At 67.7% G+C, this 20,725-nt stretch carries 18 protein-coding genes; 10 read left to right on the top strand and 8 right to left on the bottom strand.

Annotated elements, in window-relative coordinates; translation table 11 throughout:
- Positions 1-351 precede the first annotated feature (351 nt).
- Positions 352-558, top strand: a complete 207-nt coding sequence (locus VGK20_09415; GenBank protein HEY2774256.1) for a hypothetical protein — start codon at positions 352-354, stop codon at positions 556-558.
- A gap of 14 nt (positions 559-572) precedes the next feature.
- Here the strand turns inward: VGK20_09415 and VGK20_09410 are convergent, their stop codons facing one another.
- The 4 genes from VGK20_09410 to VGK20_09395 all read right to left on the bottom strand — a co-directional run bounded on the left by VGK20_09410 (position 573) and on the right by VGK20_09395 (position 3,772).
- Positions 573-1,046 (bottom strand): hypothetical protein, encoded by a 474-nt coding sequence (locus VGK20_09410; protein ID HEY2774255.1) that lies wholly within the window; start codon positions 1,044-1,046, stop codon positions 573-575.
- Positions 1,047-1,050: 4 nt separating this feature from the next.
- Positions 1,051-2,097, bottom strand: a complete 1,047-nt coding sequence (locus VGK20_09405) for an FAD:protein FMN transferase (protein ID HEY2774254.1) — start codon at positions 2,095-2,097, stop codon at positions 1,051-1,053.
- Entirely contained in the window at positions 2,094-2,843 is a 750-nt protein-coding gene (locus tag VGK20_09400) for a rhomboid family intramembrane serine protease (protein HEY2774253.1), read from the bottom strand. Before VGK20_09400 ends, VGK20_09405 begins: the two co-directional genes overlap by 4 nt.
- 113 nt (positions 2,844-2,956) lie before the next feature.
- Positions 2,957-3,772 (bottom strand): hypothetical protein, encoded by an 816-nt coding sequence (locus VGK20_09395; protein HEY2774252.1) that lies wholly within the window; start codon positions 3,770-3,772, stop codon positions 2,957-2,959.
- Between the two features lie 190 nt (positions 3,773-3,962).
- Between VGK20_09395 and VGK20_09390 the strand changes: the two genes are divergently transcribed.
- The gene (locus VGK20_09390; GenBank protein ID HEY2774251.1) at positions 3,963-5,579 is read left to right on the top strand and encodes a tetratricopeptide repeat protein; all 1,617 of its coding nucleotides are present in this window, start codon (positions 3,963-3,965) and stop codon (positions 5,577-5,579) included.
- 9 nt (positions 5,580-5,588) lie between these two features.
- On the opposite strand, the gene VGK20_09385 is transcribed toward VGK20_09390, so the two are convergent.
- Positions 5,589-6,851: a class I SAM-dependent methyltransferase gene (locus tag VGK20_09385; protein HEY2774250.1), complete on the bottom strand. Its 1,263-nt coding sequence runs from the start codon at positions 6,849-6,851 to the stop codon at positions 5,589-5,591.
- A 64-nt stretch (positions 6,852-6,915) separates the two neighbouring features.
- Positions 6,916-7,623, bottom strand: coding sequence for a hypothetical protein (locus VGK20_09380; GenBank protein HEY2774249.1), 708 nt, complete (start codon positions 7,621-7,623; stop codon positions 6,916-6,918).
- Between the two features lie 123 nt (positions 7,624-7,746).
- Here VGK20_09380 and VGK20_09375 point away from each other — a divergent pair, with 123 nt between their 5' ends.
- From VGK20_09375 to VGK20_09345, 7 genes are all read left to right on the top strand, one after another.
- Positions 7,747-9,747, top strand: coding sequence for a 4-alpha-glucanotransferase (locus VGK20_09375; GenBank protein ID HEY2774248.1), 2,001 nt, complete (start codon positions 7,747-7,749; stop codon positions 9,745-9,747).
- A 77-nt stretch (positions 9,748-9,824) separates the two neighbouring features.
- The gene (gene glgB, locus VGK20_09370; GenBank protein ID HEY2774247.1) at positions 9,825-11,645 is read left to right on the top strand and encodes a 1,4-alpha-glucan branching protein GlgB; all 1,821 of its coding nucleotides are present in this window, start codon (positions 9,825-9,827) and stop codon (positions 11,643-11,645) included.
- Positions 11,642-13,138, top strand: a complete 1,497-nt coding sequence (locus tag VGK20_09365) for a DUF3536 domain-containing protein (GenBank protein HEY2774246.1) — start codon at positions 11,642-11,644, stop codon at positions 13,136-13,138. Before glgB ends, VGK20_09365 begins: the two co-directional genes overlap by 4 nt.
- 151 nt (positions 13,139-13,289) lie before the next feature.
- Positions 13,290-15,449 (top strand): alpha-glucan family phosphorylase, encoded by a 2,160-nt coding sequence (glgP, locus tag VGK20_09360; protein ID HEY2774245.1) that lies wholly within the window; start codon positions 13,290-13,292, stop codon positions 15,447-15,449.
- Between the two features lie 22 nt (positions 15,450-15,471).
- Entirely contained in the window at positions 15,472-16,905 is a 1,434-nt protein-coding gene (locus VGK20_09355; GenBank protein HEY2774244.1) for an aldehyde dehydrogenase family protein, read from the top strand.
- A gap of 23 nt (positions 16,906-16,928) precedes the next feature.
- Positions 16,929-17,444, top strand: coding sequence for a peptidylprolyl isomerase (locus tag VGK20_09350; protein ID HEY2774243.1), 516 nt, complete (start codon positions 16,929-16,931; stop codon positions 17,442-17,444).
- Positions 17,441-17,845 carry a hypothetical protein gene (locus VGK20_09345; protein ID HEY2774242.1) on the top strand — a complete coding sequence of 135 codons (405 nt, stop codon included), beginning with the start codon at positions 17,441-17,443 and terminating at the stop codon, positions 17,843-17,845. The genes VGK20_09350 and VGK20_09345 overlap by 4 nt, the downstream gene beginning before the upstream one ends.
- 269 nt (positions 17,846-18,114) lie before the next feature.
- On the opposite strand, the gene VGK20_09340 is transcribed toward VGK20_09345, so the two are convergent.
- The gene (locus tag VGK20_09340; GenBank protein HEY2774241.1) at positions 18,115-18,717 is read right to left on the bottom strand and encodes a peroxiredoxin C; all 603 of its coding nucleotides are present in this window, start codon (positions 18,715-18,717) and stop codon (positions 18,115-18,117) included.
- Positions 18,718-19,046: 329 nt separating this feature from the next.
- Here VGK20_09340 and VGK20_09335 point away from each other — a divergent pair, with 329 nt between their 5' ends.
- The gene (locus VGK20_09335; GenBank protein ID HEY2774240.1) at positions 19,047-19,613 is read left to right on the top strand and encodes a hypothetical protein; all 567 of its coding nucleotides are present in this window, start codon (positions 19,047-19,049) and stop codon (positions 19,611-19,613) included.
- Between the two features lie 19 nt (positions 19,614-19,632).
- Here the strand turns inward: VGK20_09335 and VGK20_09330 are convergent.
- The coding region (locus tag VGK20_09330; protein ID HEY2774239.1) for a TIGR03617 family F420-dependent LLM class oxidoreductase at positions 19,633-20,725 on the bottom strand (1,093 nt) is incomplete at its 5' end.

The raw sequence follows: 20,725 nt of genomic DNA, 5'->3' as shown, positions 1-20,725 counted from the left end.
AGCACGACGGTTCCTTTGGGCGGACCTTCCTCGGGCTGCAGCGCCGACTCGACTTTCTGATCCATGACTTCGAGATCGGCCTGCAGCTGTCCGCAGCCGGCAGCGACGAGCGCCAGCAGTCCGGAGAGGAGCGGCACGGTGAGCGCGGACGACGAAACGGCGAACCTCAAGACGCTTCTCCCCTGTCCCGAGTGGAAACGCCGGACGGAAGACCCGCAGCAGGCGGCTGCGGCGGCGACTCGAGGACGTGTTCCTTTATCGCGGGCCGGCTGGCGAACGTCAATCTTTCGGGGACCGGTTCGGCCGCGGCGGCATTTGGACGGGCCGCGCCTTGCACGTAGGTACGCGGCGATGCGTGCTCTCCTCGTCGCTGCGACCGTGGCGGCCTCGCTCTTTGCGGCGGTGACGCCCGTCGCCCTCGAAGTGCGCGGTGTCGCGGTGCTGCACACGACCGGCTCGGGCGGCCAGGAGCGCCGAACCCGCGTCTGGTATGCCGAGGATGACGGCGCGATCTGGGTCGAAGCGGCGACGCCGTCCCAGGCGCCGCCCGGCCGCTAACGTCCTCGACCGCGTCAGCCGCGGCCGAACATCCTGGCAAGATTTCGATGGCGGTTGGCGAACACCATCCGGTAGACCGCGAGCTGCAAGCGCGCTGCCGCGCGCACGCGAGGCTCGAAGCGGATGCGGTCGCGCAGGATGCAGCCGGTCGCCGTCGGCTCGATCGTCCTTTCGTGTTCCCAGAGCTTCTGCGTCAGCATCGGCGAGCGCTCGAGGAAACGGCGGCCGTCCTCGATCTCGCAAAGCGTGACGTCGTCGTAATCGACGGGCAGGAATCCGAGGACGTAGATCCAGCTGCGCAGCAGCACCTTGCCGGGCACGAACTCGTTCGCCCGCGGAATTCGCATGCCCGGAGGCGCCGCCATGCGTGCCAGCGGTGCCAGCTCGCGGTTGACGCCTTCGAGCGAGGTGGCGTGCTCCCAGACTTCACCGGCACTGGCCGCGAGCGCGGTTTCGAACGTGAACGTGAATCCGTCGTCGTGCGCCACGGCGTCAGTCCCGCTCCTCGGGCGGTTGCGGCGGGGGGACAGGATCGCTTTCGGGAAAATCGGGCGCGCCGGCCAACGCCACCCATTGCGACTCGGCGATAAAGTGCGGGCTGGTGTGCGCGCCGCGCTCGTCGAAGGTCACCGCTTCGACGTCGCGGGGCTCGTCGAGAAGACCGAGCGCTCCGTCGGGATCGACGACCAGCGCCGTGCTCCAGGCCTGCGCGATCGCCGCATCGCGCGCGAGCACCGTGGCCTGGCGATCCGCTTCGACGAAGCGTCCGCTTCGCGGATCGACGATCGGCGCGCTGCTGCTGCCGTTGCCGCGCTGTCTCACCCTGGTCGTCGCGACCGAACGGTCACGCAGCAGCAGGCTTCCCGCCATCGATTTTCCGCGCGCAATCCAGATGCGAAACGGGGGCTCGCCGGCGGGAGGACCGATCGCGAGCACCGCGGTGTCGTCGAACTGGAGCAGCGCTTTGGTCACGCCGGCCTTGCGCAGCACCGCGGCCATGCGCTCGAGGCAGTAGCCGCGTTCGACCGCCGAAACGTCGACCGACATCCCGGCCTTCGCAAGTCCCGCCTTGCCGGATTTCAGCACGATCTTGTCGGCGCCGACGAGCGAGAGCGCCTGGTCGAACGTGAAATGGGGACCGTGGTCCGATCCTGAAATCGTACGTCGGTTGCGGACGAGCGGACCGATCGTCACGTCGAACGCGCTGCCCGTCGAGCGCGTCATCAGCTGGGACAGCGCGAGCAGGCGGTAAAGATCCAGGGGCACCGCGATCGGTGCCAGCCCTGCCGCCGCGTTGAGTTTGGAAAGATCGCTCGATTCGTCATCGGCAGCGAGCTCGGACTGCAGCTTCTGGCCGGCCGCGACGGCCTCGCGGATCAGCTCGTGCCCGTGGTCGCGATCGCTGCTCTCGACCGAGATGTCGACGATGCCGCCCATCAGAGGCTGCGATTCCTTGACGGTCTCGCCGAAGGCCGGCACGGCAGCCGCGACGGCGAGCAGCAAGGATGCCGCGGCGCAACAAATCCGGATGCTGCTCAAAGCGGTCGGCTCCCGGCCAGGATGCGATGCTCTTCGACGAGGCGAGGATTGCGGAACAGGAACGACAGCAGGAAGCCGCCGAGAAAGCCGCCGACATGGGCCGCGAACGCCACGCCGCCGCCTTCGGCCGCGAGCGACGGAATCCCGCCGAGGATCTGGATCAGGAACCAGTAGCCGAGCAGGAAAATCGCCGGGACGGCCACACGCGTGACGTAAAATCCGAGCACGACCAGCATGTCGACGCGCGCGCGAGGATACAGCGACGCATAGGCACCCATGACGCCGCCGATTGCCCCGGAGGCACCGACCATCGGCAGGGTGCTCGCAGGATCCGCAAACGTCTGGGCGGCGGCGGCGGCAAGGCCGCTCAGCAGGTAGAAGACGACGAAGCGGCCCCGACCCATCACGTCTTCGACGTTGTCACCGAAGATCCACAGGAACCACATGTTGCCGATCAGGTGGAACCAGCCTCCGTGAACGAACATCGACGTGAGCGGCGACAGCACGTTGGCCGAAGCGTGGTCGATGACGCAGACCATGTGCGGACCGACGTGAAACCGTGCTCCGTTGCGGGCCAGCCCGAGCAGCTCGCCCGGAATCAGCCCGAGACGGCACACCGATTTTCCGAGCATCGGCTCCGCGCCTGCGCCCTGCAGCAGGATCCACGCGGCGACGTTGAGCGCGACCAGCAGCCAGGTCACCACCGGTGTCGTCAGCGTGGGATTGTCGTCACGAAGCGGGAACACTTCTGCGCCGGATGCTAGCGTGGACGCCGAGAGGACGCCCGCGCCGACGCGTGCAACGCATCACGCGGGGGAAGCCGCGGTCGGGGAGCGGTGCGACGAAAGCGCTGCTTTCTTCAGAACACCGGGCCGAGGCTTCCGGCCAGCCACCCGAGGCTGCTGCCGAGCGTGCGGTTGCTGCCTCCGCCGATCACAGAGCCGGCGCCGGAGCAGAAGTTCTGGCTGCCGCCGTCGACCGCGCCGGCAAGCCCCGTACACAGGTTCTGGGCGCCGGCCGTGACGACGCAGCTGCGACCGTTGGCGAGATTCTGCTCGCCGGCAACGACGATCGACGTGGTCTGGCGTGCTTCGTTGTTCTGGCCACCGACGACGATCGCGCCGTTGCCGCTCGCCGTGTTCTGGGTTCCGCCGAGCACCGACGCGACGTCGCCCGAAATGATGTTGTCCTCGCCGGCGACGATTCCCTCGAAAGCTTCGTAGCTGTGGTTCTTGCCGATGACGAGGTTGTGGGAGCCGGTCTTCTTTTCCTTGTTACTGTTGGACTCGTCGTAGCCGATGATGATGTTGCCTTTGCCGTTGATCGAGCCGTCCGAGGTTCCGCTGCCGCTGACGACCTGGAAGTTCATGCCGGTCAGCACGAGGTTGCTGCCGCTGATCGTGACGTGGGCGAGCAGCGTTTCCAGCGCCGCCGTCCGGGTGTCCAGCGCCGCCACCTGGGCCGCCAGCGCCGCGCACTGGTCGGTGCACGTAAGGGCCACGTCCTGGCCGACGGAGGCCTTGAGGACGAGCAGGGAATCGGCAGCGGTTACCTTGTCGTCGCCGTTGACGTCGCCGCAGGTCTGGGCCGATGCGCGTCCGGCCCCGAGGAGCCCGGCCGCAAGGCCGATGGAAACGATCGCAAGCTTGCTGGTCCTGGTCGTGGTCCTGATCACCGGTTCCCCCTTGGTCTGACGCAGGCAAAGGCCCGCAGAAGGGCCATCATAGTAGGGCCTCGGCGACACTGTCCATTCTCTGTCCACATTTGTGGTCGCAACATCGCCCGGGCGCTGGCAGAGGCGCTGGAGAGTGAAACGACGATCGAGCAGTCGCAAAGCCGGCCCGGCGGCAACGTCGCCTGCGACGGTGAGCAGCGCGCCGCAGCCGCAGCGGCAGATCGCCGACTCGAGGGCGCCGATCTGGCCCTGGGCGGTGGCTGCCGCAGTGCCGGCAATTGCGGCCTATCTTCCTTCTCTTGCAAATCCGATGGTTTGGGACGACGAGCTTCACGTCCCACTTGCAATACGCTTGACGCTGTCGCAAGCGTTCGGGCCGATCGGCGGCCAGTACCGCCGTCCCCTCGTTTTGCTGTCGTACCGGCTGCAAGCGGCAATGGGCGCCGCGTCGCCATCTGCCCTCCATCTTGCGAACGCGCTGATGCACGGGGCCTGCGCGGCCTTGATGGTGGTCGTGCTGTCCGCCCTGGAGACTCCACCCGTGATCGCCGCGGCCGCTGCGCTGCTGTTCGCTTTTCACCCTCTGACCAGCGGATCGGTGGCCTACATCTCCGGACGTACCGACCTGCTGGCCACGTTGATGACGCTGGCATGCGCGGCGGCCGTGCTCGCACCGGAGCCAGACGTACGACGCGAGACGGTCGGAGATCCGCCGGTCGGTGGCCTCGATCGACCGGCCATGGCCATGCGCCTGCTGACCGCCGCCGCGGCGGCGCTGGCAGCCGGGCTGGCAAAGGAATCGGGCATCGTCGCCGGCCCGCTGGCCGCCATGCTGTGGTGGTGGCAGCGCCGACGTCAGCGGCAACCGCAGCTGGAGGGCCCGACACTCATGGCGCCCGCGCTTGCGCTCCTCGGCTCGGCCGCAGCCGCAGCGCTGGTCTGGCCTGCGTCGATCGCAGCGAGCGTCCCCCTTGGCGTACGTCTTCGTGCAGTTGCGACTGCGGCGGCCGAATACCTGCGCCTGCTCGTGTGGCCTGCCGCCCTGCATCTGGACAGGCTCACGCCGACCCTTCCTCCCGGGTACGAGCCGGCCGGAGCGGCCGTCGTCGCTGCAATGCTTGCCGCGCCGCTGCTGCTCGCGCAGAAGCCGACGCGGGGACGCCTGGCGGCTTGTGCCCTGGTCCTGCTCTACCTGCCGGCGAGCGGCCTGGTGCCGGTCTATCCGGCCATCGCCGACCGTTACGTATTCACCGGAGAGCAGTTCCTTTACGCACCGATCATCGTCATTGCGGCAGTGGTCGCCACGCTTGCCTCGCGCCGTCTTGCGCCGGCGGCAGTGCTTGCGGCCTGCTGCGTGGTCGCTGCCGCGTGGGCTCCGTCGCTTCTGGCACGGCAGAAGGAATTCGCCGATGCCGCGCAGGTTTACCGCAAGACCCTCGCGTACTCGCCGAGCTCGCGTGCCTGCTTCAACCTCGGCAACACCCTGCTTGCGGGCAATCGCAGCGACGACGCCGAAAAGGTGTACCGCCAGTGCATCGAGATCGCGCCCGACGACGCACAAAACTGGGGACAGCTCGCGATCGCGCTGCAGGGACAGGGCCGCGACGACGAAGCGTCCGGTGCTTACGTCAGGGCGACGACGCTCGACCCGGCCAGCGCGCTGCTCTGGAGCAACTTCGCGACGCTCGATGCCAATGCCGGACGCTACGGCGCGGCCCGCGAAAAATGGTACAGAGCGCTCTCGATCGATCCGCAGGAGCAGTCGGCGCGCGCGGCTCTTCTCAGACTCGACAATGCGGGCCGCTGACGCCAGCCGCTACGCGGCGACGCAGACGAGTCCCTTCAGGTATGCGCCTTCGGGAAACGCGAGCGCGACCGGATGGTCCGGTCCCTGCGAGAGCCTCGCGACGATCGCAGCCTCGCGACGCGCGTCGACGGCCGCGTCGGCGACGATCTTCTGGAACAGGTCCGGCGCAAGAAGACCGGAGCACGAGAACGTCATCAGTACGCCGCCCGGCGCGAGCAGCTTGAACGCGAGCAGGTTGATGTCCTTGTAGCCGCGCGCCGCCTTGTCGAGGTGGGCACGGGAGTCCGCGAACTTCGGCGGATCGAGGATGATGGCGCCGAAGCTGCGCCGCGAGTCTCTCATGCGGCGCAGCACCGAGAACACGTCTCCTTCGACCTGCTGGTAGCGTCCGCTTTCTGTGGCGTCGGCATCGTTGGCCGCAACGTTGCGCAGCGCGAGCGCGAGCGCCGGAGCCGACGTATCGACGTCGAGCACGCCGGCAGCTCCCCCGGCCAGCGCCGCGACCGAAAAGCCGCCGGTGTACGAAAACGCGTTCAGCACTTCGCGTCCGCGGCACCACGCGCCGGCGGCGTCGCGTGCCGGCCTCTGGTCGAGGTAAAAGCCGGTCTTGTGTCCCTCGCGCACGTCGACGAGATAGCGGCGCCCCGCCTCGCCGATTTCGACGAGCTCGTCAGGCTCGCGGCCGGCGAGGAGGCCGCTGCGCGGCTCGAGGCCTTCCTTGTCGCGCACGTCGGCATCGGACCTTTCGTAGATCGAAGTTGCGTGCGTCCTCTCGCCGACGGCTTCGGTGATCTCGCGTCGCCAGCGCTCGGCTCCGGCCGCGAGAAACTGGCAGACGGCGACGCCGGCGTAGAAATCGACGATAAGACCGGGAAGGCCGTCCGATTCGCCATGCACGACACGCATCGCATTGTCGCTGCGCTGGCGAAGGTCCTCAGGCAAATCCTGCGACGCCTCGTGCGACGGATCGCGGTTCAGCCGCCGTCCTGCTGCGTCCCGCCGCTCGAGGGCGCGCTCGACGCGGCGGCGAAAGAATGCGGAATCGATCGGCTCGCTCTCGTCGAAGCTCCACACCCTGGCGCGGATGCTCGAGTGCGGCGACCAGGCGGCACGCGCGAGAAATTCGCCGTCGAACGACACGACGTCGACGGTGTCGCCGAGGCCGGCACTGCGCGGCTCTTCGGCGATCGCTCCCGAAAATATCCACGGATGCCGGCGCCGCAGCGACTTGTCGCGACCCGGCAGCAGGAGAATCGTGCCGGCAACGCTCACGTCGCCGGTCCGCAGCGGGGAGTCGAAGTCGAGAGCCGGGGCGGAGGCGACGCGACGAGCAGGCTCACTCGTAAGCGACTCCGCACTGGCAGGCTCCGCCGACGTCGAGGCAGGTCTGCGTGCCGTTGCAGCTTCCGTAGCACTCCGGCACTCCGTGACCGACGATCGGGCAGGGTCCGAACACGTCGACGTACGAGCAGACGCAGGTGCCCGATTGCTCGACGCATGCCAGGTTGTAGTTGTTGCAGGTGCCGTCGCAGTTGGGCGGTGTCGCGTCGACGCAGCTTCGAGGAGTGCCCGAGCCGAGCGTCGTCGAAGTCGTCGAAGTTGCCGGCGGCGCACCGAAGATTGCCGGCGCACAAACCGTCGACCGCCGCAGCCCGGTAAAAACGCGGGTGCCGAACTGGTCGCTCAGCTGCAGCGAGGTCGGAAGCGTCGAGGGGGGGCATCGCACGCTGTAACAGATGTAGGGATTGGCGAGATCGGGACCGGCGACGGCGGCGTGGCCGGCAGTGCTCGAGACGAGGTCTTTCTCTACGGGGAAACAGATCTGGCGGCTGCGCACCTTGATCGTGCAGCCCGCATCGACCTCGAACGGTGCGGTATCAAGCGGACGCAGGTCGGCGACGGCGCTGGCCGACTGGGTGTCGGCCGCCTTGAAACACTCGAGGTGGTCGTGAAGCTGGGCACTTGCGCGGCCAGCGAACGCAAGCGAAGCGATCAGCGCGGCGAAGGCCGCAGCCCGGCTGCGGGTGAAGCAAGGTGCAGGCACAGGGCTCCCTCCTTCAGGATTGCGCACGCCCCCGACCTTGTCCATCGCCGCGATGATCGTGCACGGCCTCGTCTCACCGGCTTTTGCGATCGAGTAGCGGCCCGCCATACTGCGGCGCGAGCCATGGGCGCTGCGATGCACGACGACCTCGAGTCTCTCGCCGCCTGCTGGGGCGTCACTCGTTCTTATCACGACGGCACCGGGCGCGAGCGCCGCGCCAGTGATGATGCGCTGCTGGCCGTGCTGCGAAGCCTCGGAGCTCCGCTCGAGCGCATCGATGACGCTGCCGACGCGCTGCGGGCTCACAGCGGCGCCGCCGCCCCAGCGATTGCCGCCGTAACCTGCCTCCAGTCCGGCAAGGGCGGCGCGATCGCGGTGCGCGAGGGCACGGCACCGGCACGCATCCCGGTCGTGCTTCGGCTCGAAGACGGCCAGACTTTTCGGCTCGCGCTGCAGGAACAGGCAGGCGGCGGCCTTCGAGTCGACGTGCCTGCCGATACGCCGATTGGTTATCACAGTCTCGAGATCGATCTCGGACGCGAATTGTTGAAGTCCCGCTTGCTTGTCGCTCCAGCCCGTTTTCCGGCCCCTCCGCGCTCGTGGGCGCTGTTCGCTCCGCTGTACGGCATCGACCGTGGCAGCGACGGGCACGACTTCGCGTGCTACGGCGACCTCGCGGTGCTGGCGCAGTGGATGACCGCTTCGGGCGCGAGCAGCACGGGCCGCGACGGCGCCCTCGTCGCGACGCTGCCGCTGCTCGCCTGTTTCTTCGAGGAACCGTTCGAGCCGAGCCCCTACTCGCCGATCAGCCGTGCGTTCTGGAGCGAGCTTTACGTGGATCCGGCGTGCGCGCCCGAATGCGGCGGCCGCCCGCAGTCGAGGCCGCATCGCAACAGCCATGCCGGCGACGCGCGGCGCATCGATTACCGCGTGCAAATGCGGCTGCGGCGCGCGCAGATCGAGCAGCTCCTCATTGCGCTCGATTCGACCGGCGGCGCAAGGCTGGACGCTTTCGAGCGCGACCTCATCCGCGATGAAGATCTTTCGTCGTGGGCTTCGTTTCGCGCGGCCGTCGAACATTACGGCTGCACATGGGAACGCTGGCCGTCACCGGCGCGCGCAGGAACGCTCGAGGCCGGACTCGACTTCGAGGCGTCGACCCGGCGCTATCACGCGTACGCCCAGTGGCTCGCCCGCGAGCAGGTGGCCGCCGCTGCCGGCGCCAGTCCCGCCGGACTTCTGCTGGATCTACCGCTCGGCTGTCACGGCGGCGGCTACGATACGTGGCGCTACGCCGGCGACTTTGCGCCCGGCATCTCGGCGGGCGCGCCGCCCGATGCCCTGTTCGAAGGCGGGCAGAACTGGGCTTTTCCACCGCTGCATCCCGTCGGAGCCCGCCAGAGCGGATACGCGGCTTTTCGCGCAGCGCTTCGCCACCATTTCCTCCATGCCTCCGTTCTGCGCATCGACCACGTGATGGGGCTCGACCGCCTGTTCTGGATTCCGGACGGATCGACTGCAGCCGACGGCGTCTACGTGCGCTACCATGGAGAAGAGTTGTGGAGCATCCTTGCGATCGAAGCCGCAAGGGCGCGCGCGGGTCGCGGCGCGGCTGTCGTAGGCGAAGACCTGGGGACGGTTCCCGATGCGACCAGGTCCGAGATCGCCGCAAGGGGCGCGCTGAGGATGCACATCGTACCGTTCGAGTGCCGCGGCCACGCGGAGCCGGTGCTCGCGGCCCCTCCTGTCTCCTCGCTTGCGAGCCTCGGGACTCACGACATGGAGCCTTTCGCCGCGTGGTGGGAACGGCCCGACACTGCGCGGGAACTCATCGCGAATTTCCTTCGCCGCGCCGGCCGCGATTGCCGCGAGGACGCACCGGGCACAGTGCTGCGTGCGCTGCTCGCGTGGCTCTCGGCAAGCGACGCGACGATCGTCAGCGCAAACCTCGAGGACTTCTGGCTCGAGCGCGCGCGCCAGAACCTTCCCGGTACTGCGGCCGGCGACAGCAACTGGCAAAGACCGTTTGCGCGCTGCCTCGCCGATATCACCACGGATCGCGACGTCGCCGCCATGCTCGCGGCCGTGCGCGGCAGCGACACCGCAGCGGATACGTCGCCGTGAGCACTTGCCGTCACCTGATCGGCGAACAGGACGTGTTCTTCTTCTCCGAGGGAACGCATCGTCGCCTCTACGAGAAGATGGGCGCGCACCCGTGCCGCCACGGCGGCACGGACGGCGCGCATTTCGCGCTCTGGGCCCCCAACGCGCGCGCCGTCAGCGTCGTCGCCGCGTTCAATGGATGGGATCCCGCCGCCGGTCGTCTCGTGCCGTCGCCGGGCGGCATCTGGTCGGGCTTCTTCCCGGGCGCTTCGCGCGGAAGCCTCTACAAATACCGCATCGAAGGTGCCGACGGACGCTCGCGCGAAAAGGCCGATCCTTTTGCGTTCTTCTCGGAGCCACCGCCCCGCACCGCATCGGTGGTGTGGGATCTCGACTACCAGTGGAACGACGCAGAATGGATGCGCACCCGCGCGGCAGCCAGCTCCCGGCAGGCGCCGATCTCGATCTACGAAGTGCATCTCGGATCGTGGAGGCGCCGCAGCGACGGGCTCTCGCCGGGCTATCGCGAGATCGCAGACCCCCTGATCGAGCACGTGCGCAATTGCGGTTTCACGCACGTCGAGCTGATGCCGGTGATGGAGCACCCGTTCTTCGCGTCGTGGGGCTACCAGATCTCGGGCTATTACGCGGCAAGCAGCCGCCACGGCACTCCGCAGGACCTGATGTTCCTCGTCGATCGGCTGCACCAGGCCGGCATCGGCGTGATCCTGGACTGGGTTCCTTCGCATTTTCCCGAAGACCCTCACGCGCTGGCGCGCCTGGACGGAACCTGCCTCTACGAGCACGCCGATCCGCGCCAGGGCTTTCATCCCGACTGGAAGAGCCTCGTGTTCAATTACGGCCGCCACGAAGTGCGCGCTTTCCTCATCAGCAACGCACTCTTCTGGCTCGAGCTCTTCCATGCCGACGGTCTTCGCGTCGATGCCGTCGCGTCGATGCTCTACCTCGACTACTCGCGGCCGCCCGGCCAGTGGGTGCCCAACGCTTCGGGTGGCCGCGAGAACGTCGAGGCCGTCTCTTTCCTGCGCGATCTGAACGAGGCCGTCTACGGCGAATTCGACGGCGTCCAGACCTACGCCGAGGAATCGACGTCGTGGCCGCAGGTGTCGCGGCCGACGAGCAGCGGAGGACTCGGATTCGGCTTCAAATGGGACATGGGCTGGATGAACGACACGCTTCGCTACATGCAGCTCGACCCGCTGTTCCGTCGCCACCACCACGGCCAGCTCGGCTTCCGTTCGCTGTATGCACCCAGCGAAAACTTCGTGCTGCCGCTGTCCCACGACGAAGTCGTGCATGGCAAGCGCTCCCTTGCAGCCAAGATGCCCGGTGATGCCTGGCAGCGCCTGGCCAACCTTCGTCTTCTGCTGGCGTACATGTGGGCGCTGCCCGGCAAGAAGCTGCTGTTCATGGGAGGCGAGATCGCGCAGCCCTACGAATGGAGCCACGACGGCACGCTCGACTGGGCCGGCGTCGCTGCCTCGCCGCCGAGACAAGGCGTGTCGCGCATGGTCGGCGATCTCAACGCCGTCTACCGCCGCGAGGCCGCGCTGCACGAGGGCGACTGCGAGGATTTCGGTTTCGAATGGATCGACGGCACCGACGCCGCGGCCAGCACGATCTCGTTCGTTCGCTGGAGCGCCGACCGCCGCCGTCCGATCGTCGCCGCGTTCAATTTCACTCCGGTGCCTCATTCGCAGTACCGCGTCGGCTCTCCGCGCGCAGGAATCTGGCGGGAAATCCTCAATTCCGATGCCGCCGACTACGGAGGCAGCGGCTGGGGAAACTTCGGTGCCGTCGCCACCGACGATGAGCCCATGCACGGCAAACCCTGCTCGATGAATCTCGTGCTGCCGCCGCTCGGCGGCGTACTGCTGCGCTGGGAGGAACCGTGGTGAAGCGGCCGTCGCTGTGCATTCACGGGCATTTCTACCAGCCGCCTCGCGAGAACCCGTGGACGGGCCGCGTCGAAGCCCAGCCCGGCGCTGCGCCGGCGCACGACTGGAACGAGCGCATCACCGAAGAATGCTACCGCTCCAACGCCGAGGCACGACTTCTGGCCGATCCCGACCGCGCCCTGCCCGGGCGGGATTTCTCGAACTACTCGCGCATGAGCTTCGACTTCGGTCCGACGCTCCTGTCCTACCTTGCGCGCGAGCAGCGTGACGTGCACGAATCGCTCGTCGCGGCCGATCGCGATGCCTTCCGCATCTTCGGCGGCCACGGCGGCGCGATCGCGCAGAGTTATTCCCACTCGATCCTGCCGCTGGCCGGAGCGCGCGATCGCAAGACCGAGATTCACTGGGGACTGAAGGATTTCGAGCTGCGATTCGGACGCCACAGCGAAGGGCTGTGGCTGCCGGAGTGCGCCGTCGACACCGCCACGCTCGAATGCCTTGCCGACGAGGGGCTGCGCTTCACGATCCTCGCGCCGCACCAGGCAGCGCGCGTGCGCCGCATCGGCACGTCCAGGTGGATCGAGATCAACGACCAGCGGCGCGTCGATACGACGATGCCGTACACGGTGAAGCTCGCATCGGGACGCCAGCTCTCGCTGTTTTTCTACGACGGCGCGCTGGCGCACGAGATCGCGTTCGGCATGGCGCTGCAGGACGGATCGCGCCTGCTCGCCAGGCTCGAGAGCGAGCAGGCGGACAAGCCGGGCCTCGTGCACATGGCGACCGATGGAGAAACCTACGGACACCACCAGCACTTCGGGGAAATGGGCCTGGCGTGGATCCTCGAGCGCGCGGACCGGGCCGAGAGCGCCTTCGATCTTACCGTCTACGGACAATACCTCGACCGTCATCCTCCGACCTGCGAGGTCGAGATCGTCGAGAGAAGCTCGTGGAGCTGCGCCCACGGGATCGAGCGCTGGCGAGGCGACTGCGGCTGCTCCGGAGGCCGGCGAAGCGGCAACCAGCGCTGGCGCGCGCCGCTTCGCGAAGCGTTCGATACCCTTCGCGACCTCCTCGCGCCGGTGTTCGAACGCAGCGCGTCGCGCCTGCTCACCGATCCATGGGGGGCGCGCGACCGTTTCGCCGAAGTGCTGGTGCGCCGCACTCCGCGCGTCGAGAACATTTTCCTCGACCGCGAGGCGGGTCGCGTCCTCGGAGAGACCGAAAAGCTCGGCGCGCTGCAACTGCTGGACATGCAGCGCCACGCGCTGCTGATGTACGCAAGCTGTGCGTGGTTTTTCGACGATCTCTCGGACGTCGAGCCGCTGCAGGCGCTCGCGCATGCCGCGCGCGCGATCGAGCTGGCCGGCGCGGCCGAAGTTCCGCGCCTCGAGCGCCTTTTCCGCAACGCGCTCTCGCACGCGACCGGCAACGACGGCGCGACCGGCGACGTGGTCTACGACCGCGTCGTCGCGGCGCACCGGCCGGACTGACCCCACGCGACCACCGCGGGTGGCCGCATCGACGAGGCGCTGCCACCCCGCGGCGGCCGCACCTCGCCCGCGCGACGCGCTCCCGCTAGGATCCGCCGTCACGCAAGGCGGCCGGGCCGGACCGCGCAGCGCAAGCCTTCGGCGCAAAACCATGCAGGCCAACGGGAGCGACTCGACTGTGGACGCGCCGATCGATCTGGAATCGCTACATCTTCGCGAACGGCTTCACACGCTCGGCACCAACCTGTGGTGGAGCTGGGACCATCGACTCGATGCCGTCCTGCGCCGAATCGATGCGGACCTCTGGGACCGGGTGCGTCACAACCCGACTGCGTTCGTCCGCGACGTTCCTGCCCAGCGTCTCGAGGACGCGGCCCCGTCGGTCATTCCGGACGTGATCGCGATCGAGGATTCGCTGGCGACCTACGTGGCCGATACCAGGACGTGGGCCGGCAGCTACTGCCACGGCGTCGTCGAGCAAGCCGCCGTGGCGTATTTCAGCCCCGAGTTCTGCATCCACGAGTCGCTGCCGATCTATTCGGGCGGTCTCGGCGTGCTGGCCGGCGATCATCTGAAGAGCTGCTCCGACCTCGGCGTGGGCGCCGTCGGCGTGAGCCTGCTCTACCGGCACGGGTACTTTCACCAGCAAGTCGGCGCCGACGGCTGGCAGAGCGAATCCTACGACGAGATCGATCCGGTGCGGCTGCCGATCACGCGCGTGCTCGCTGCCGATGGCTCTGCGCTGGTCATCGAGATCCCGCTCGGCGACGCGGTGCTGCACGCCGACCTCTGGCGCGTCGACGTCGGGCGCTGCCCGCTTTTCCTGCTCGATCCCCGCGACTGGCCGCAGGCCGTGCTGCCCGGAGCTCACCGGTTGTACGGCGGCAACCGCGACACCCGCCTCGCCCAGGAAGTCGTGCTCGGCGTCGGCGGCTACCGCGCGCTTTGCGCGATGGGGATGAAGCCGAAGACGTTGCACATGAACGAGGGGCACTCGGCTTTCGCAGCGTTCGAGGCGATCGCGTCGAGGATCGAGGATTCGGGACTGTCGTTCGACGAAGCGGCGGTGGACGTGGCATCTTCGGTGGTGTTCACGACGCACACGCCGGTCGAAGCCGGACACGACCGGTTCGAGCCCGAAGCGCTGCTGGCCGCGCTCGCGCCGCTGCGCGCACGCCTCGGCATCAGCGACGAGCGCCTTCTGTCGTTCGGGCGCGTCCATCCCGAAGACGCGAGCGAGCCGTTCTGCATGACCGTCAGCGCGATCAAGCTCGCGCGCCACACCAACGCCGTCAGCAGCCTGCACGGCCACGTCTCGCGTCGCATGTGGAGAGCGATGTGGCCGGCGCGGCGCGAACTGGACGTGCCGATCGGGCACGTCACCAACGGCGTGCACCGCCCGACCTGGCTCGCACCCGAATTCGGCGCCATCTACGGCGCGAGCCTCGCTCGCGACGGATCCAATCCGATCGAACGGGCACTGGCCGAGCGCGAGCTGCTCGAGCTGGACGACGAACGGCTCTGGTCGATCAAGCGCCAGATGAAGCGGCGGCTTCTCGAATTCGTGAGGGCCCGTGCGCTTGCGCGCAATGCCCGCACGGGAAGCGCCGACGCTGCGCCGGCGCTGGATCCCGATGCGCTGACGATCGGGCTTGCGCGACGCTTCGCCCTCTACAAGAGGGCGCTGCTGCCGTTTCGTGACCTCGAGCGCGTGCGCCGCCTGCTGCTTTGCGAACAGAGGCCGGTACAGTTCCTGATCGCCGGCAAGGCGCATCCGGCCGACGAGCCGGCCAAGAACGTGATCCGCAGCGTGCTCGCGCTGGCTCGCGACAACGGCCTGGCCAGCCGCGTCGTCTTCGTCGAAGGTTACGGACAGCGCATCAGCGGACTGATGCTGGCCGGCTGCGACCTCTGGCTCAACGTGCCACGCCGTCCGCTCGAAGCGTGCGGCACCAGCGGCATGAAGGCGGTGCTCAACTCCACGCTGAACTGTTCGACGCTCGACGGCTGGTGGGACGAAGCGTGGGATCCCGAGGTCGGCTTCGCGGTCGGCGACGGACGCGTCCACGTCGATGCGTCCGTGCAGGACGACCGCGACGCCGAGGCCGTGCTCGACGTGCTCGAGCACGAAGTGATCCCGCTGTTCTACGACCGCGACGCGCGCGGAATCCCGCGCGGCTGGTTGTCTCGGGTGCGCACGGCGCTGGCCAGGCTCGGCTACCGCTACAATTCCGACCGCATGGTCGCCGACTATGCCAGGCTCCTGTACGAGCCGGCGGCGGGAACCGTCAGTGCCGAGATCCGTCGCTGAGGCGGGAAGCGAGGACGTCGGCGTGAGCGATCTCGAGCCATCGTATCCGTACTGGCTGGCGGGACAGGCCTTCTCGCCGAACACCGACCTGGAGGTGCTCGACAAGTTCACCGGCAAAGTCGCCACGCGCGTCGCGCTCGCCGACGACCGAACGATCGATGCCGGCATCGCCGCGGCCGCCGCCGCTGCCGCTGCGATGCGCGAGATGGCCGCCTACGAACGGCAGGCCGTGCTCGAGCATTGCGTGCGCCGATTCACCGAGCGTGCCGACGAGCTCGCGGTCGCGCTGTGCATCGAAGCCGGAAAACCGATCCGCGACGCACGCGGCGAAGTCGCGCGCCTCATCGACACCTTCCGCATCGCCGCCGGCGAAGCCGTGCGCGCCAGCGGCGAAGTGATGACGATGGACATCAGTGCCCGTGCGCGCGGCTACCGTGGCAGGTGGAAGCGCGTGCCGATCGGCCCGTGTTCGTTCATCTCGCCGTTCAATTTCCCGCTGAACCTCGTCGCCCACAAGATCGCGCCGGCAATCGCGGCAGGCTGCCCGTTCGTCCTCAAGCCCGCCAGCCAGACTCCGGTCGGCGCGCTGATCATCGGCCAGGTACTCGCCGAGACCGCCCTTCCCGCCGGCGCATTCTCGATTCTTCCGTGCCGCCGCGACGACGCCGATCGTTTCGTCACCGACGACAGGCTGAAGCTCCTCAGTTTTACCGGCTCCGCTTCGGTCGGCTGGGACATGAAGAGGCGCGCCGGCAAGAAGAAAGTCGTGCTCGAGCTCGGCGGCAACGCTGCAGTCGTCGTCGACCGCGACTGGGACGTCGACGATGCCGCCGCGCGCATCATCGTCGGCGCTTTCTACCAGTCGGGACAAAGCTGCATCAGCGTGCAGAGGATCTACGCGCACGCCGACATCTACGATCGGTTGCGCGATCGCCTCGTCGAGCGCACCCGCACCCTGGTTTGCGGCAACCCGCGCGACGAACAAACTTTCATCGGGCCGATGATCAGCGAGCGCGAGGCGGCGCGCCTCGACGGCTGGATCCGCGACGCCGTCGCCTCCGGAGGCCGCCTGCTCTGCGGCGCGGAGCGGGACGGCGCCATGCTCGCGCCGACCCTGCTCGAGAACGTGCCCGCCAAATGCGTGCTCTCGTGCGAAGAGGCGTTCGGCCCGGTCGCGATCCTGGCGCCGTTCGACGATTTCGATGCCGCGCTGGCCGAGGTCAACCGCAGCCGCTACGGACTGCAGGCCGGTGTGTTCACGCGCGACCTCTACAAGGCCGAGCGCGCCTGGGACCTGCTCGAGGTCGGCGGCGTAGTCATCGGCGACGTGCCGTCGTGGCGCGTCGACCACATGCCTTACGGCGGCGTCAAGGACAGCGGGCTCGGCCGCGAGGGGGTGCGGTTCGCGATCGAGGACATGACGGAGATCCGGATGCTGGTCATTCGCGGCGCCTGAGAGTTTGGGCTACGAAACCGGCCATGGCCAACCCCATTGCAACCTGCGAAACCTCGCTCGGCACCTTTCGCGTCGAGCTCTTCAGCGACAAGATGCCGATCACGGCGGGAAACTTCGTCAAGCTCGCCGAGGCGGGCTTCTACGACGGGCTGCATTTCCACCGCGTGATCAACCGCTTCATGCTGCAGTTCGGCTGCCCGTTCAGCCGCGATCCGAAAAGCTCGCGCGCCGGCACCGGCGGTCCGCCGCACGGCAACATCGCCGACGAGTTTCCCGCCGACTTCAAGGCGTCCAACGAAGCCGGAACGCTGTCGATGGCCAACACCGGTCGTCCCAACAGCGGCGGTTCCCAGTTCTTCGTCAATACCGTGCACAATGCGTACCTGGACTGGTTCAGTCCCGGCCAGTCCAAGCACCCGGTGTTCGGCAAGGTCATCGACGGGATGGACATCGTGCACAAGATCGAGAGCATACGCACCGATCCCAACGACCGTCCGGTCGAGCCGGTCAAGATGATCAAGGTGACCATCGCGAAGTGAGCGGCGGCGACTGCAACGACGCGTGCGAGACGCCGGTCTTCGACGACCCCGACATCGCGATCGTCCTTCGCGGCGGCGTCTCCGACCTGCAGCGCGCAGCCGAGAGCCTGGCTGCGAACGGGATCACCAGCGAGATCGTCAAGGCGACTGAGGAAGACGGCGGCGGTTGCTGCCGCGAGGCGATCTACCTCGTCGTCGCCCGCGAAGATGCGCCGTCGTCGTTCGCCGTGTTCGAGGCCGACTGGAAGCGAGGGCTCACCGACGAGCAGGCGGCCGCGCTGGAAGCGGCCTCCGCCATCGTCGTCGATCCCGATGCCGCCGAGACGACCTGCCCCGCGTGCCTGACGACGTTCGCGGCGCTACTTGCCGAGTGCCCGGACTGCGGGCTGGTCCTCGGCTGACCCCTGGGGACGCTCTGGGGACACTCTGGGGACAGGCACCAGCGCGCATCAATTGGAACTGGACGTACGGTCGATTGCGCGCTGGTGCCTGTCCCCACGCTTCGCTCAGAGTTCCCTTTCCACGCTCTTCGCTTCGCTCAGAGCTCCATCGTTAACGCTCTTCGCTTCGCGCAGAGCTCCATCTTTAACGCTCTTCGCGTCGCGCAGAGCTCCATCTTTAACGCTCTTCGCGTCGCTCAAAGCTCCATCTTTAACGCTCTTCGCGTCGCTCAGAGCTCTTTGGCGTGCGCGGCGAGGTAGGAAGCGACTCCGGCCGGATTGGCCTTCATTCCTGCCTTGCCCTTGTTCCAGCCGGCCGGGCAGACCTCGCCGTGCTTCTCCGTGAACTGCAACGCATCGACGATCCTCAGCATCTCGTCGATGTCGCGGCCGAGGGGAAGATCGTTGACGATCTGGTGACGAACGACACCTTCGCGATCGATCAGGAAAGACCCACGGAAGGCGACCCCCCCCGAAGATTCGACGTCGTAGGCCTGGGCGATCTCATGTTTGACGTCGGCCACCAGAGTGTAACCGACGCTGCCGATGCCACCTTTGTCGACCGGGGTGTTTTTCCACGCCAGGTGAGTGAACTGGGAATCGATCGACACCCCGATCACCTCGACACCGCGGCCGCGGAACTCCTCGAGACGATGGTCGAAAGCGATCAGCTCGGAGGGGCAGACGAACGTGAAGTCGAGCGGATAGAAGAAGATCACCGCGTACTTCCCTCGGATCGCGCCGGAAAGGTGGTAATTTTCAACGATTTCGTTGTTTCCGAGCACGGCCGCTGCCGTGAAGTCCGGAGCGTGTTTTCCGACCAGTACTGCCATTTTTCCTTCCTTGTCTCGCCTTGTTTCGCCTTCTCGCGCAGCGCCGGTGGCGAACGGCGAAAATTTCGTTCGTTCCAGGGCCCGCGCAGCCGCGCAACCGCCGGAGCAGGGGCGGAGTCTAGAGCGGCAAGGAGCGGGGTCAAGCGGGCCGCGGCGCGAGCGGCGCCTGCCTGAGGGGCGCGCGCAGCGACACAACGAGCATTGGCTTCTTGACAGGAAAGTGAACAGGTCCAAGCTGCAAGAGTCGAAGTGCCGAATCACACATTGCGGGTGTGCATTGGCCTGAGGCATTTCCGGATGGGTGTGGCCACCCTCCGGCAGGAAGAGCGATGGCGAAAAGAAAATCGCGCAGGGAAGGCCCGAAGACGATCATGGTTCCACGCCGCGTCGACCGCTGCGAGGAGTGTGGCGGAACGGTTCGATGGCGCACGACGACAGCCGCCAAACCTTACACGTTCCCGGACCTCGGGTTTCCGCTGCAGGTCTCCGGCCTCGCCGTCGCTGCGTGCCCGCGCTGCAAGGCGACGCTTGCCGTGGTGCCGAATCCCGAGCGCTTCCGCCAGAGCGTCATCGACCAGCTCCTGCGAAAGAGAGGCCCGCTGACGGCCCCCGAGATCATCTTCCTGCGCAAGCACATGCACTTGACGGGCGGGATATTCGCGGGGCTGATCGGCGTGAGCCGCGAGCACGTCTCGCACATCGAGCAGGGGCACGCGCCCAACCTCGGTACGGCGGCAGACCGCCTGGCACGCATCATGATCGCGGCCAAGCTCGACCCGTCGCTCAAGCTGCTGCGGCAGATCCTCGGCGACCTCGACGAGAACATCGGCACGCGCTCGCGTCGCAAGTCGGTGCGCCAGGGGCCGTACAAAGTGAACGCGGCAGCCAGGCGCTGAGCCGCCCGGAGCGCAGGACTCAGTCCTTCGACGCCGCCAGCTCGCGAGTGCGCGCGAGCGCCGTCTTCCATTTCGCGACGTGCTCGTCGCCTTCGCCGAGAGCCGCGTCGGCAAAATAGAAGATCAGCCGGTCGGCCACCCCGGCGTACTTGCTTGCCAGCGCCTGCGGCAAGTCGCCCCACGTCGAGATCACCGCGTACTGCTCGAGCATTTCATCGGTCACCGTCGCGGTCATCGCGGCCATGTCGCCGGTTCTCTGCAGCGAGTGGAGCTTCTGGGACACCCCGTTCCACCCGTGCAGCTCGAAGACCCCGGCGTAGGCCGGCGTCGAGCCGTAGAATGCGATCTGCATGCGCGCCCGCTCGCGCCACGGCGCCCTTTCCTCTTCGCTGTCGCCGACGATCGTGAACACCGGGCACGCAAGCCGCACGCTGGCCGGATCGCGCCCGGCCGCGCGCGCGCCGGCCTCGACGTTCGGCCGGATCACCTCGTCGATGAATTTCGTCGAATGCAGGGGATGCACGTGCACGCCGTCGGCCACCTCTCCGATCGCGCGCAGCATCCACGGCTTGACGCCGGCCAGGTAGATCGGCACGTCCGGGTTCGCGATCGGGCCCGGGCTCCACATGCCGAGCAGGTTCATGCGGAAGAACTCGCCCTGGAAATCGAGCTTCTCGACGCCCTGGAACGCGCGGAAAATCGCGCGCAGCGCGAGCACGTACTCGCGAAGACGCGCGCCCGGCCGGTCGTAGATCGCAGCGAAGCGCCGTTCGATGTGGGCCTGTACCTGGGTGCCGAGGCCGAGGATGAATTTGCCGCCGCTCGCCTCGGCCAGCTCCCACGCGACCTGCGCCGTGACCATCGGGCTTCGCGTGAACGCGGTCGCGATCGCGGTGCCGATCCACAGCTCGGGAGCGGCCAGCGTCGTCGCAGCGCAGTTGAGATACGCCGTGCGCCCGCCCTCGGCCATCTGCAGGCCGTCGAAGCCGATCTCCCGCAGGCGCTCTGCACGACGCATCGCTGCGTGCAACTCGAGCCCGAGGCCGAACGCATCGAGCTTGATGCCGGATCCCTGTGTCTGCACTGGCGCCTCCCGGCCGGCCTGGCGGGCT

The sequence above is a fragment of the Candidatus Binatia bacterium genome (assembly GCA_036493895.1).
Classification (GTDB): Bacteria; Desulfobacterota; Binatia; order UBA1149; family CAITLU01; genus DATNBU01.
Note: the sequence above shows the minus strand (reverse complement) of the source record. Positions and strands in the feature narration are given on the sequence as shown.

Bases quoted from the DNA above. Each gene is read 5' to 3' on its own strand.
- VGK20_09340 (HEY2774241.1), bottom strand. From the start codon at position 18,717: ATGGCAGTACTGGTCGGAAAACACGCTCCGGACTTCACGGCAGCGGCC.
- glgP (HEY2774245.1), top strand. From the start codon at position 13,290: ATGCAGGCCAACGGGAGCGACTCGACTGTGGACGCGCCGATCGATCTG.
- VGK20_09335 (HEY2774240.1), top strand. From the start codon at position 19,047: ATGGCGAAAAGAAAATCGCGCAGGGAAGGCCCGAAGACGATCATGGTT.
- VGK20_09415 (HEY2774256.1), top strand. From the start codon at position 352: ATGCGTGCTCTCCTCGTCGCTGCGACCGTGGCGGCCTCGCTCTTTGCG.
- glgB (HEY2774247.1), top strand. From the start codon at position 9,825: ATGGGCGCGCACCCGTGCCGCCACGGCGGCACGGACGGCGCGCATTTC.
- VGK20_09350 (HEY2774243.1), top strand. From the start codon at position 16,929: ATGGCCAACCCCATTGCAACCTGCGAAACCTCGCTCGGCACCTTTCGC.
- VGK20_09375 (HEY2774248.1), top strand. From the start codon at position 7,747: ATGGGCGCTGCGATGCACGACGACCTCGAGTCTCTCGCCGCCTGCTGG.